The organism is Bacteroides galacturonicus, from assembly GCF_003096855.1.
GTDB lineage: Bacteria > Bacillota > Clostridia > Lachnospirales > Lachnospiraceae > Lachnospira > Lachnospira rogosae.
This window is the reverse complement of the sequence record NZ_QEOA01000006.1, coordinates 46,849-61,481: the sequence shown is the minus strand read 5'-3', so window position 1 is coordinate 61,481 and position 14,633 is coordinate 46,849. Positions and strand designations below refer to the sequence as shown.

Below are 14,633 nucleotides of genomic sequence, written 5' to 3'. Positions count from 1 at the left end.
ATTTATTAAATAATGGCAGGATGTCAAAAGTGGAATTTTCCATTCACTTTTATTACTGGTATTGGTTTAGTAATGTATACGGCTTGGGATATATTATAATTTAAAGAAAGGATGAAGTGGCAGTAAGCCACAAAGGTAAAATATGAAAAAACATTTTAAGAAATTATTATTAATGGCACTTATGGCAGTAATGGCAGTAGGACTTATAGCGTGTGGTACTGATAAGTCTGATAATGAAAGTACTAAAGAAGAAAAGACAAGCGTGACAATCACTTCGCTTGATGCTTCAAAGAATGAAATTGAATTAGAAGTTCCTTATAATCCTAAGAGAATAGCAATTCTTGACCTTGCATGTTTAGATATTATAGATGAACTTGGCGTAGGTGACAGAGTAGTAGGAATGGCATCAACAAGTATTGATTACCTTGAAAAATATTCAAATGATGCATCAATTAAAAATCTTGGAACAATAAAAGAGGCTGATTTAGAAGCAGTTATGGAGTGTGAACCAGATATTATATTTATTGGTGGACGTTTATCAAAGAGCTATGATGCTTTAAGTGAAATAGCACCAGTAGTATATCTTGCAACAGATACTAATGAGGGACTTGTAAATAGCGTATCTAAAAATGCAAAGACAATAGCTTCAATATTCGGAATGGAAGATAAAGTTGATTCACTTATGTCTGATTTTGGAGCAAGAATAGATGCAATAAAGAAGATATCATCAGGAAAGACAGCATTAGTAGGTATGACAACAAGCGGAAGTTTTAATCTTCTTGGAAATGATGGAAGATGCTCTTTAATAGGTGTAGAAGCAGGTTTTAACAATCTTACAGCCGCAGGCTCAACATCAACACACGGCAATGAAACTTCATTTGAAACAGTAGTAAAGCAGAATCCTGATTATATATTTGTTATGGACAGAGATAGCGCAATATCAACAGCAGGTGCTAAGAATGCTAAAGAAATAGTGGAAAATGAACTTGTAAAGACAACAGATGCCTACAAAAACAACCATATAATATATCTTGAACATTCAAATGTATGGTACACAGCCGAAGGTGGAATACAGGCATTAGACATAATGCTTACAGACCTTGAAAAAGGCTTAAAATAAATAGCTGGAATAAATAAATTCAAGTATTGAAATGATAAAAAAATAATAAAGAAAACCTAAAAAGAGTTTGTGCTAGATTGCCACCCGTACCAGTAGACAGGTGACATATCAAACACAAACTCCTTTTTTAATTAAAAATCTATCCACATAAAAACTGATATGGTATACTTATGAACAGGAAACAATTATAAGGAGACCACGAAAATGATATCAATCACCTTATGTATGATAGTAAAAAATGAACAGTCAATATTAGAACGCTGTCTTATTTCATACGCAGGAACTTATGATGAATTAATAATAGTGGACACTGGTTCGACTGATTCAACCAAAGATATAGCACATAAATACACAGATAAAGTATATGATTATAAATGGTGTGACGATTTTGCCGCTGCCAGAAATTACGCATTTTCATTAGCTTCCTGCGATTATATATTCAGTGCAGATGCAGATGAGATATTAGATGAACGCAATAATCAGGCATTAAAAGACCTGAAATCAATGCTTCTTCCAGAGATAGATATAGTACAGATGTATTATGTTAATGATAATGACTATAACTCTGTGTACAATGTACACAGAGAATTAAGGCCAAAGCTTTTTAAGAGGTTAAGGCCTTTCGTATGGACATCACCAATTCATGAAACAGTAAGGCTTACACCTGTGGTATATGACAGTGATATAGAGATACTGCACAGACCAGTATCAGACCACAGCAGGAGGGATTTCTCTACATATATTAAAGCATTTGCCAGGGGAACACAGTTGGAGGACTATGTTATAACTATGTTATGCAAGGAGCTTTATATTTCTGGTTCAGATAAAGATTTTATGGATTTTAAAGATATATTTGCCGATATTCTTATTAATGAGAACAGAAGTGACGACATTCGACAGGAAGTGAACTGCGTACTTGTTAAAATATACCGCATAGCAGGTGATATGGGAGAATTCTTTAAGCTTGCTTTAAGGTGTGTTGCTGATAATCCAAGCTCAGAGATATGTTATGAACTTGGTAATTATTATTATGATATAAATGACTATGCAGAAGCGGCAATGTGGTATTATAATGCAATATATGAAACTTCAAGCATGTTAGATATTACAAGCGGAGGTAATAAGCCTTTGTATGCTCTTAGCAGATGTTATGACAAGCTTTCAGAAACATCAGAAGATATAGAACAGATAGCACAGTTCAGACAGATGGCGGAAGATTATAAGTATCAGGCAGAGCAATGGAAGCTTCCTGATGAGATAGTTTAAGAATGGAGATAAAGATGCACAACGAAAAGGATAATAATTCAAAAGGCACAGCAAATACAACAACTAAGCTGTCCCCAATTGCAATTGTACTTATTGTAATAGCTGTAATTGCTCTTTTTTCAGTTATTATAGCAGGAGCTGTAAGTTCTAATAATAAGAAAAGTGGGGATAATACTGTTGGAATGACATTGACAGAGAAGAATTTGAAACCACAGAATAATTCATCTAACAACAGTGTAGCTGACAGGTCACTTACTAAGGTTGAGATATTAATGGATGATACAGCTGTTGTTGTCGGCACAACATTTAAAGCAGCTGCAGTTGTAGAGCCGGAGAATACTGATAAGGCACTTGTGTGGTCAAGCAGTAATGAGGATATTATGAAGGTTGATTCAGATGGTGTTGTAACTGTTAATAATGTAGGTGTTGCGGCACTTACAGCGACAGTAGGAGATGTGTCAGATGCCGTAGCTATTGAGGGAATAAAGAGTGTATCAGCAGGTTCAGCCAATGGATATGTTGTATACACAGGTAATGGAAGCATTACGGGTTCTAATTCATCTAACAGCAGCTCATCAGGGACTTCTAATAGTGGCACATCAGGCAGAACGGGCTACTCATATAACAGTGAGGCAGGAAGCTATGATGATGGTAACAGCAGTGGTACAGATAATGGTAGTTCTGACGGAGGCTATATTGCAGATGATTCATCTAATAATTCAGATGGGTCTTATAACAATAATTCAGGCAATACCTCTAACAATTCAGGCTCTAATTCATCGAATACCAATAGCACTAACACAGGAAGCAGCAGTTCATCAACTGGAAACAGTGACGGAATGAAGAGTACAGATCTGCCAGACATACTTGGTAATCAGGGATTTACAAGAGAATATTCTAATGTATACATATATACAGAAAATGATACTTATTATGGAGAAATAATAATACAGCCAGAAGTTTCTATTATATATATCAAGCAGAGAAGCGGTGGTTTTGACAGCAAGATTAATAGTGTATTAAGTGAGCTTCTCCCATCAGAATATAGTCAGGTATGGAGCAATTATCTTTCTGCTTCAAGTGACAGAACATTTACTGCTGAGGGAAGAAAAGTAAGAATTGTAACAGCAGCAGGCGGAGGACATTCGCAAATTGTAATATACAATTAATGTCAAATATGCTATATTTAATAAAATGCTGTTATATAACCAATAGCATATTTATGAAATGAATAATGAGGTGAAAGTTGTGCTTAATGAGAATAAAGTTAAGATGATGACTAAGATGGCTATATATGAAAAGAACGAGGGCAGGAAAATGCTTCGTACAGCGAAATATTTCAAAGGTGATTTCATTGCTTTCGGTATTTTAAAGACATTAATAACTACAACATTTGCATTTATGATAGTTGCAATTATGTATGTATTATGCAATGCAGAGGGACTTGTTGAGAATATTAATTCAATGGACTATCTTGCATTTGGCAGGAGAGTGGCAATATACTATATAGGAATGTTAGTTATATTTACAGTAATAGCAGCTGTTGTATATAATGTCCAGTATGAACGTTCAAGAAAAGGTCTTAAGAAATATTTTTCAAGACTTAATAAGCTTGAAAGATTTTATAACAGCCAGAAGAAAAGAAAGTAAATATGGAGGATATAATGGCGGTTTTATTAGAACTAAAAGAGAATTTTAAAAGATTTTACAACAAATATGATATATATATTGTACCGGTGGCTAAGTTTATAGCAGCATTGGTTCCATTTCTTATGCTTAATGCCTCTATCGGCTATATGGATAAGCTTAATAGTCCTATAATAGCAGTATTAGTATCAGTTATATGTGCATTTCTGCCTAATGGCTTTACAATAGTAATGCTTTCGATATTTATGATTGCACACTTGTATGCAATATCAGTAGAATTTGCACTTATTGCATTGTGCGTAGTGCTTCTTATGTATCTGTTATATTTCAGATTTACACCAAAGCTTGGATATCTGCTAATATTAACAGTAATTATGTGTGGTTTTAAGATACCTTATGTTATACCGGTTGCTGTAGGTTTATGCTCATCATTTCTTGCGGCAATACCTGTAAGCTTTGGTGTAATAATTTATTATATAATTAATACAGCCAGTGCTTACGAAGCAGCAGTTACTAACAAATCTTTAACAGAGAGTATGTTACAGGTTTCTTATTTAATAGAAAGTCTTGTTAAGGACAAGCAGATGATAGTGTTAATTGCAGCACTTGCAGTTACAGTAATTGTTGTATACATAATAAGAAGACTTAAGATTGACTATGCATGGGGTTACGCTATAGGAATAGGAAGTGTATTACAGTTCATAATTCTTGTTGTATGCGAGATTGTATTTAAGACTGAATTTAATATAGTTCTTATTGTAATCGGAGTTATATTAGGTGCACTTGCAGGTTATATCTGTAATGTTATGTTCTTTGCAGTTGATTTCAGAAGAACAGAGTATGTACAGTATGAAGATGACGAATACTATTATTATGTAAAGGCTGTGCCTAAGATTAATGTAGCAGGTGAGGATGTAAAGGTTAAGCAGATTAATGCAAGAAAGACCAGAAAAGCCTCAGATATAAGTGATGTAAGACAGGCTAAATCAACAACTGCTGCCACAGAAGAAGACGAAGATATGATATTTTTTGATAAATAATAGTATATTTATCATATAGAAATTAAAAGGGTGGTGAGAATGTGACTACATCAGGTAATCTGTTGCAGAATTATTTTTCAAGATTATATATACCAAGGATTACATGGACAGATATTATAGAGATAATTATTATTGCGGTTGTTCTTTATAATATTCTGTTATGGATAATGAATACTAAAGCGTGGGCTTTGCTTAAAGGAATTATAGTAGTAGGTTTATTCGCGGTAGTTGCATATCTGCTTAACTTAAAGACTATATTGTGGATAGCAGGAAAGACGATAAGTGTTGGAATTATAGCACTTGTTATTATATTCCAGCCCGAATTAAGAAGGGCGTTAGAGCAGTTAGGAAGGAAGAAATTTGTTCTTAATTTCCTGAATTTTGGTGATAACAGCAATAAAGATGAGCGTTTTAGTGTTAAGACAGCTGACGAAATTGTTGATGCGTGCTACAGGATGGGAGCGGTAAGGACAGGTGCATTGATAGTTATAGAACAGGATATGCTTCTGGAAGAATATATAAAGACAGGAATACCTGTAGATGGTATTGTTACAAGCCAGCTTCTTATTAATATATTTGAGCATAATACACCGCTTCACGATGGTGCAGTTATAGTGAGAGGTAACAGGGTGGTTGCAGCTACCTGTTATCTGCCTCTTACAGATAATGTTAATCTTAGCAAGGCTTTAGGAACAAGACACCGTGCCGGAGTCGGAATAAGCGAAGCTACAGACAGTATGACAATTATTGTATCAGAGGAAACGGGTAAGGTTTCTGTAGCTTTTGGTGGTGAATTAATACACGATATTGATGCAGATTCTTTAAAGAATAAACTGGAATATATCCGTAGAAAGAATATAGATGTTAAGTCTTTCAGGATATGGAGAGGCAGGTTGAAGCATGAAAGAGAAGATATTTAAGAATTTCAGCCTGAAGTTATTATCCGCTGTATTTGCAGTTGTTCTATGGACAGTTATTGTTAATATATATGACCCTAACACGAGTTATACATTCAGTAATATAACTGTACAGCTTATTAATACACAGAGCCTTACAGACAAAGATTACAGTTATGAAGTTGTTGATGGCGGCAAGATTTCAGTTACAGTAAGCGGTCCAAAGAGTGTCGTAACAGACCTTAAGACAAGTGATATAAGTGCAACCGCAGATTTGAGCAAGGTTACTGCATTTACAGATTATGTAGATATACAGGTTCAGGTAATTAAAGATGGACAGGTTCTTAATAATGTAGAGGCTGTTCCAAGAACATCAGCACTTAAGCTAAGCATAGAGAACAGGGATACCAAGACTTTGTCATTAGATGTTAATACGACAGGTTCGACAGCTTCAGGATATACGGTTGCTTCGACAAGTTCATCACCAACATATATCAAAGTTACAGGTCCTACATCTTTACTTGAGAGTGTAGCAACATTATCAGTAAATGTAGATGTATCAGGTGCTAAGGAAGACATAAGCACAAGTGCAGATGTTAAGATGTTAGATGAAGATGGTAATGAAATAGTAAATGATGCACTTGAACTGTCATGTACTAAAGCAGATATCAATGTTGATATAGCAAGAATGAAGACGGTGTCAATAACAGCAAAGACAAGTGGAACGCCGTCAGACGGATATATTATAACAGATACAATATTAAGCCAGGCATCTGCGGTTATAACAGGTTCAGATGATTTGCTGGGTAAAGTAGATACAATAACAATTCCATCGCAGAATATTAATGCTGATGGATTGAGTGCTGATAAGACATATACTTTCAGATTATCAGATTATGTTCCATCAGGAATTAAATTTGTATCTGACAGCAGTCTTACTGTTACAGTTAAGATAGCACAGAAGGCTACAAAGCAGATAAGTCTTTCAGCTTCAGAGATAACACTTAATAATATACAGACAGGGTTTAATGCACAGGTAATGCAGGGTATTACATTTACTGTAACAGGTAATGATAATGTGTTATCGGCTGTCAGTGCATCAGATGTAAAGGCAGGCATTGACCTTAAGAATCTTGGGGCAGGAACTCATAATGTCACAGTGGCGTTATCACTGCCTGATGGAATAACTGTAGTAGGTAATGTTACTGTTAATGTTACAATAACGGCAATACAGCAGGAAACAACTACAGAGAGTACCAAAGCGACAGAAAGCACTACATCGGCGACAAGGTAATTTGTTAAGAACTGCCATTTAAGGAGGGATTATAATGGTAAAGGAGAATATAATTGTCACAAGCCAGCTTGGAATACATCTTCGTCCAGCGGGTGCTATGTGTGATGCGGCAATTAAATTTGATTCTAATATATCATTTGAATATGCAGAGGGTAAGACAGCCAATGCAAAGAGTGTAATATCAATACTTGCATCAGGTGTTAAATGTGGAGATGAGATAACTTTAATAGCTGATGGAAGCGATGAAGAAGAAGCGTTAAAGACAGTATCAGAAAAGTTTAAAGAAGCTCTTAAAGATTGATTTAATCTACGGATTGAATTATAATTAAATAAAATGATGTAGCAATACGTGTACATCAGTCAGGGAAAAATACCATTTTCCCCGACATTATTAAATAACAAGGAAAGAGGTACAGAGTATGGGTTATATGGAAGTTTATAAGTCTTGGTGTGACAATATGTATTTTGATGAAGCAACAAGAGATGAACTTAAGTCGATCGCTAATGATGAGAAGGAGATTGAAGACAGATTTTACAAAGATCTTGAATTCGGAACAGGAGGCTTAAGAGGTGTAATTGGCAATGGTACTAATAGAATGAACATTTACACTGTAAGAAAGGCAACACAGGGACTTGCTAACTTTATTATTAAGGAAGGTGCAGCAGACAGAGGTGTAGCTATTGCATTTGACTCAAGAAGAATGTCACCTGAATTTGCTGATGAAGCAGCACTTTGTCTTAATGCTAACGGAATTAAGGCATATATATTCCCTTCACTTCGTCCAACACCAGAATTATCATTTGCATTAAGAGACCTTAACTGCATAGCTGGTATTGTAGTAACAGCAAGCCACAACCCACCAGAATACAACGGATATAAGGTGTACTGGGAAGATGGTGCACAGATTACAGCACCTAAGGATTCACAGATTATATCAGAAGTTAAGGCTGTAACAGATTACAATACAGTTAAGACTATGGATAAAGATGAAGCTAAGGCTTGCGGTCTTTACAATGTGATCGGATACGATATGGATGACAGATATATGGCCGCATTAAAGAAGATGAGTATTAATGGAGATATCATTAAGAAAGTAGCGGATGATATTAAGATTGTATACACACCATTCCATGGTACAGGTAATATTCCAGTAAGAAGAGTTCTTAAGGAATTAGGCTTTAAGCACGTATATGTTGTTCCAGAACAGGAAAAGCCAGACCCAGATTTTACAACGCTTGAATATCCTAACCCAGAAGATCCTAAGGCATTCACATTAGCATTAAAGCTTGCTAAGGAAGTTGATGCAGATATCGTTCTTGCAACAGATCCGGATGCTGACAGACTTGGTGTATATTCTAAGGATACTAAGACAGGTGAATACCAGTCATTTACAGGTAATATGTCTGCTATGCTTATTGCAGAATATATCCTTTCACAAAGACAGGAAAAGGGACTTCTTCATAAGAACGGAGCATTTGTTAAGACAATAGTTTCAACTAATATGGCTGACAGCATTGCTAAGGAATATAACCTTAAGCTTATTGAAGTTCTTACAGGCTTTAAGTTCATCGGTGAGCAGATTAAGTTCTTTGAACAGCAGGGTACATATGAATATGAATTTGGTTTTGAGGAAAGCTATGGCTGTCTTGTAGGAACACACGCAAGAGATAAGGATGCTATCGTTGCAGTTATGGCACTTTGTGAAGCAGCAGCTTACTATAAGAATAAAGGTCTTACTTTATGGGATCAGATGATTAACATCTATGAGAAGTATGGCTACTATAAAGAAGGACAGGTTGCTATCACAATGAAGGGTGCTGAGGGTGCTGGAAAGATTGCTAAGATGATGGATGACCTTAGAAATAATACACCATCTAAGATTGGTAACTGGACAGTTCTTGAAGCAAGAGATTATAAGAAGGACGAATGTGTCAATATGGTTACAGGCGATAAGCATAGCACAGGACTTCCTAACTCTAATGTACTTTATTATGATTTATCAGATAATGCATGGTGCTGTGCAAGACCATCTGGTACAGAGCCTAAGATTAAGTTCTATATGGGCGTTAAGGGCAGCAGCATAGAAGATGCAGCAGCTAAAGAAGAAGCTTTAAAGAAAGCTGTTATGGAGCTTGTTGGGCAGTAATCAGTAAGTATTATTTGATGGATATGTTTTACATAGCATAATTATATAAGTTCAGATTTTCTTAACAAGTAATACACAATATGAACACATTTCGTGAATATACTAACAGTATCAACAACGAAATGTGTTCATTTTTTCGTTGAAATGACATAAGTAAGGAGTGTTTGGATATGTATAATAATGAAGATAACGATTATATGAACAATAATTCTGATAATAATTCTAGGAATTATGAGAATGTAGAGCCTGATAATAATCAGAGTACAGGAACAACTGGATATACAACATACAGCCATAACACAGGTTATAATCAGAACAGTGCAGGTGGTGCTGGTATGAATAATGGACAGAACCAGTATTCTAACGGAAGTAATAATTATGGCTATAATGGTTATGGATATAATCAGGGTGGTATGAATAATTCACAGTATGGTGCTAATACATCATACAATAGCACAGGAACTAATGCCGGATATAATAACACAGCATATAATAATGGTGCTAATACAGGCTTTCATAATGCATCAGATAACAGTAATTCAACCTATAGATATTCATATGTTAATAATAATATAGGCAGTGATCAGAATAATTCTTATAGGAATGCACAGAGAGCGGCTAAGCAGGCTAAGAAGGAAGCAAGAAAGAAGTCATTTAACAATTGGTTTTCTAAGAATTCCACGGCTAAGAAGTATATAAGTGGTGTGCTTGCAGCAGTGGTATTTGGTGTTGTAGCTGGTTCAGCAATGTATGGAACTTATCATATTGAGAAGAAATATTTAGGTGGTAATGATACTAAGAACTATACAATTTCAACTGTGACAAGCAATATTGATAAAGTTACAAGCGATGATATTAATGCTAATGGAGATACTAATCTTTCACAATATTCATCAATGAATGTAGAAAGTGTGGCACAGGCAGCACTTCCGGCTATGGTTGCCCTTAATGGTACAACTACAGTAAGCAGTTCATCTTCAATGTATGGCTGGGGACAGCAGCAGTACGAGGCTTCAACAAGTGGAACTGGTATTATTGTTGGTAAGAATGATACAGAGCTTCTTATTGTAACTAATGCACATGTTGTAGATAATGTATCCAACTTAAAATGTGTATTTGTGGATGACCAGTCAGTAAGTGCAACGGTAAAGGGTTCTAAGTCAGATCAGGATATAGCAGTAGTTGCTGTATCATTATCAGATATTCCGTCTGACACAATAAGTAAAATAGCTATTGCAGAACTTGCAGATTCTGATACAATTGCAGTAGGCCAGCAGGTAGTGGCAATTGGTAATGCACTTGGAGAAGGACAGTCAGTTACTAATGGTATTATAAGTGCCCTTGACAGATCAATAACAGTTAACAATGTTACATTTTCAGGACTTATAATGACTAACGCAGCTATTAACTCAGGTAATAGTGGTGGAGCACTTCTTAATGCAAGCGGCAAGGTAATTGCTATTAACTTTGCTAAGACATCATCAGATGGTGTTGAGGGTATGGCATATTCAATACCTGTATCTAATGTTAAGGAACTTATAAGCTCACTTATGAGCAAGCAGACAAGACAGAAGGTAGATTCAGATAATGCTGGATATCTTGGTATTGTTGCTATAGATATAACAAGCACATATGCTTCTATGTATGGTTACCCACAGGGTATAATGGTTCGTACAGTAGCATCTGGCTCAGCAGCAGAGAAGGCAGGACTTTCAGCTTACGATATAATTGTCGGTTTTGATGACCAGTCAATATCAACAATGTCAGGCTTACAGTCACTTCTGCAGTATTATTCAGCAGGAGAGACAGTAAAGGTTGACTACTATCATCTTGAAGGTAGTGAATATGTACTAAAGAGTGTGGAGGTTACATTAGGAAAGAAGAACTAATAAGCCTCGTAACACAGAATTGAGGATTAAATGAGTAACAACGATAATAATAATGAGAACAATACAACTGCTAACACAGATGAATACGAAAAGGTGTGTTATATATGCAGAAGGTCAGAGTCTAAGGCTGGTAAAATGATTAATATGCCAGGTGGTTTATGTGTATGTGCAGATTGTATGCAGAAGACCTTTGATACAATTAATAACAGTGATATCAATTATGATGACCTTATGAATAATATGCCTAATATGGGAATGTTCGGCGGCTTTAATATGATGGGTAATGACATTTCCAACAGGCAGAAAGTCAAGAAAAAGAAAGAAGATAATAACAAGCCTACAGATAAGGAAAAGGACGATACACTTGATTTGGCTAATCTTCCAGCACCTCATCAGATAAAGGCAATGTTAGATGAATATGTAATAGGTCAGGACTATGCCAAGAAGGTTATGTCAGTTGCTGTATACAATCATTATAAGAGAGTTGCCACAGGAACTATGGACGATATTGAGATTGAAAAGTCTAATATGCTTATGATAGGACCTACAGGAAGCGGAAAGACTTATCTTGTAAAGACACTGGCAAGACTTTTAAAAGTACCTCTTGCAATTACAGATGCTACTTCACTTACCGAAGCTGGCTATATAGGTGATGATATAGAGAGCGTTGTATCAAAGCTTTTACAGGCAGCAGATAATGACGTGGAGAAGGCAGAAAGAGGCATTATATTTATTGATGAGATAGATAAGATTGCCAAGAAGAAAGAAACAAGAAGCCGTGATGTAAGCGGTGAATCTGTACAGCAGGGAATGTTAAAGCTTCTTGAGGGAAGTGATATAGAAGTTCCAGTAGGTGCTACAAGCAAAAATGCTATGGTTCCGCAGGTTACAGTTAACACACGCAACATATTATTTATATGCGGTGGTGCATTTCCAGACCTTGAGAATATAATAAAGGCAAGACTTAATAAGCAGTCATCAATAGGTTTTAACTCAGACCTTAAAGATAAATATGATAATGACAAGAATATATTATCAAAGGTTGAATTAGAGGATTTAAGGGAATTTGGTATGATTCCTGAATTCTTAGGACGACTTCCTATAGTATTCTCTTTAGAGGGTCTTACAGAGGATATGCTTGTTAAGATTATGAAAGAGCCTAAGAATGCAATACTTAAGCAGTATCAGAAGTTATTAGAACTTGATGAGGTTAAGCTTGAATTTGATGATGATGCTTTAAGACAGATTGCAAAGAAAGCTATGGAAAAAGATACAGGAGCAAGAGCATTAAGGTCTATAATAGAAGAATATATGCTTGATATAATGTATGAAATTCCTAAAGATGATAATATCGGAAGTGTCACAATAACAGCAGATTACATCGAGAAGAAGGGCACACCGCTTATTATGATGCGTGGACAGGAAAGACTTCCAATGAATAATGCAGAAGCTTAATGCTGTCAGTTTCACAAGCCATTATGCACAAGATATTCTGCTGATGTTATTTTGCAGAAGTTATTATGTATATGTCAGTATGTCAGTATATTAGTATTATTATAAAATATTAATCATATAATGTCCTTAAAGATTATCTTTAAGGACATTTTTTATGCCTTTATGCAGTGAAATGATAACAGATGAGGATATATATGATTATATAGTTGTCAATCTTCCGGGAATTAATAAGATGCTTCAAAGCAACCCTGATGTATGTATACAGAAGGTTGATGACCAATGGCTTGTTGCACATAGCAGGCTTCCGGATGACAGGGATTTTAATATAAGTGACTTGGGATATTATACAATTCCCAAGTTGTATGGGCTTATGGATACATCAAGCATTGATGCGGTAAATGCCACCAACATAACAAGCCAGCCTTTTTTAAATTCAAAAGGGCAGGGTGTTATCGTGGGGATAATAGACACAGGAATTGATTATCTTAGTGAGAACTTCTGTGATACGGCTGGTAATACGCGTATTATGGCTATATGGGATCAGACCCTTGAGTACAGGCAGAATTTATATGTTAATTATGGTCGTATATATGAACAGGCAGAGATTAATACAGCACTTGAAGCATACCGCAATGGACTAAATCCTTACGATTATGTGGGAACAACCGATATTACAGGGCACGGAACATTTATGGCTGGAGTAATTGCTTCAAGAAAAATTGATGATTACATAGGTGTTGCACCAGAGGCAAGCATAGTATGTGTAAAATTAAAAAATGCAAAGAAATATTTAAGGGATTACTTCTACATAAGGGATGATGCAGTGTGTTTTGAGGAAACGGATATTATGCTTGCCGCAAGATTTCTAAAGGATTATGCAGGGTTAAAGAAAATGCCTCTTGTCATATATATGGGACTGGGTAGTGGTCTGGGCTCAAGAACAGGCGGAAGTCCTTTATCAAATGTTCTTGATTCACTTACAATGCACGTTAATACATGTGTTGTTGTTCCTGCTGGCAATGAGGCAGTCAAAAGGACACATTTTAGCGGTTACGCTTCTGTTGTTCCTGAATATAAGGAAATGGAGATAAATGTTGAGAGGCGTGGAAAAGGCTTTGTGCTTGAAATATGGGCAAAAAGTCTTGATGTACTGTCGGTATCAATAATATCACCGACAGGCGAGATTATTCCAAGAATACCAGCAAGGATAGGCTCAAGTACACAATATTCATTTCTTTTGGAGAATTCAAGGATATATGTTGATTACCAGATTACAGAAACTGTTGCAGGGCAGGAAGTTATATTTATGAGATTTGAACGTCCGGCAGAGGGACTGTGGAAGATAGATGTATATAGTCTTACTAATCTTCCTGGATATTTTAATGCGTGGATAACTTTAAAAGAGCTTATGGACTGTGATGCCTATTTTCTTAATTCAGATGCTGATGTAACGCTTGTAGAGCCTGCCAGCGGTTTAAGGCTTATTACTGTTGGTGCATATAATCATAATACCAACGGAAGCGACGTGAACAGCAGCAGGGGTTATACGGCGGATAACAGGGTTAAGCCTGATATAGCAGCACCAGGAGTTAATGTGTATGGTGTTGGAGGCGTAAGAGGCTATACAGTTAGATCAGGAACAAGCATTGCTGCGGCACACGTTGCAGGGGCAGCGGCATTATTTTTTAGCTGGGGAGTTACTAACAATAACAGATCAGTTATAAGTAATAGCGAGATTAAGTCATATATAATAAGGGGAGCAGACCGACCGGGGGATATTGCTTATCCAAATGTTGAATATGGCTATGGCAGATTGAATATAGCAGGTGCATTTGACCAGATGAGGATAAGTTAATAAAAGCTTAAGGCTTAGCTTATT

12 protein-coding genes are annotated in these 14,633 nt (G+C 36.0%); all 12 read left to right on the top strand.

Annotation, left to right across the window (positions count from 1 at the left end):
- Nucleotides 1–142: 142 nt before the first annotated feature.
- A complete protein-coding gene (locus C7390_RS09000) occupies nt 143–1,120 on the top strand; it encodes a siderophore ABC transporter substrate-binding protein (protein ID WP_116444048.1) in 978 nt (325 codons plus the stop codon).
- 204 nt (nt 1,121–1,324) lie between these two features.
- Nucleotides 1,325–2,386, top strand: a complete 1,062-nt coding sequence (locus tag C7390_RS08995) for a glycosyltransferase family 2 protein (protein WP_116444047.1) — start codon at nt 1,325–1,327, stop codon at nt 2,384–2,386.
- A gap of 2 nt (nt 2,387–2,388) precedes the next feature.
- Complete coding sequence (locus tag C7390_RS08990) at nt 2,389–3,555, top strand: Ig-like domain-containing protein (RefSeq protein WP_116444046.1); 1,167 nt, start codon at nt 2,389–2,391, stop codon at nt 3,553–3,555.
- Between the two features lie 79 nt (nt 3,556–3,634).
- On the top strand, nt 3,635–4,036 hold the full coding sequence (locus tag C7390_RS08985; protein WP_022501923.1) for a hypothetical protein: 402 nt from the start codon (nt 3,635–3,637) through the stop codon (nt 4,034–4,036).
- 14 nt (nt 4,037–4,050) lie between these two features.
- On the top strand, nt 4,051–5,073 hold the full coding sequence (locus tag C7390_RS08980; RefSeq protein ID WP_116444045.1) for a hypothetical protein: 1,023 nt from the start codon (nt 4,051–4,053) through the stop codon (nt 5,071–5,073).
- A gap of 41 nt (nt 5,074–5,114) precedes the next feature.
- A complete protein-coding gene (gene cdaA, locus C7390_RS08975) occupies nt 5,115–5,993 on the top strand; it encodes a diadenylate cyclase CdaA (RefSeq protein WP_022501921.1) in 879 nt (292 codons plus the stop codon).
- Nucleotides 5,974–7,263: a CdaR family protein gene (locus tag C7390_RS08970; protein WP_022501920.1), complete on the top strand. Its 1,290-nt coding sequence runs from the start codon at nt 5,974–5,976 to the stop codon at nt 7,261–7,263. The genes cdaA and C7390_RS08970 overlap by 20 nt, the downstream gene beginning before the upstream one ends.
- A gap of 34 nt (nt 7,264–7,297) precedes the next feature.
- A complete protein-coding gene (locus C7390_RS08965; RefSeq protein WP_022501919.1) occupies nt 7,298–7,564 on the top strand; it encodes an HPr family phosphocarrier protein in 267 nt (88 codons plus the stop codon).
- 118 nt (nt 7,565–7,682) lie between these two features.
- On the top strand, nt 7,683–9,410 hold the full coding sequence (locus C7390_RS08960) for a phospho-sugar mutase (protein WP_022501918.1): 1,728 nt from the start codon (nt 7,683–7,685) through the stop codon (nt 9,408–9,410).
- A 170-nt stretch (nt 9,411–9,580) separates the two neighbouring features.
- Complete coding sequence (locus C7390_RS08955; protein ID WP_242854083.1) at nt 9,581–11,299, top strand: S1C family serine protease; 1,719 nt, start codon at nt 9,581–9,583, stop codon at nt 11,297–11,299.
- 30 nt (nt 11,300–11,329) lie between these two features.
- Complete coding sequence (gene clpX, locus C7390_RS08950; RefSeq protein WP_116444044.1) at nt 11,330–12,754, top strand: ATP-dependent Clp protease ATP-binding subunit ClpX; 1,425 nt, start codon at nt 11,330–11,332, stop codon at nt 12,752–12,754.
- A gap of 154 nt (nt 12,755–12,908) precedes the next feature.
- The gene (locus C7390_RS08945) at nt 12,909–14,609 is read left to right on the top strand and encodes a S8 family peptidase (RefSeq protein WP_055174021.1); all 1,701 of its coding nucleotides are present in this window, start codon (nt 12,909–12,911) and stop codon (nt 14,607–14,609) included.
- Nucleotides 14,610–14,633 lie beyond the last annotated feature (24 nt).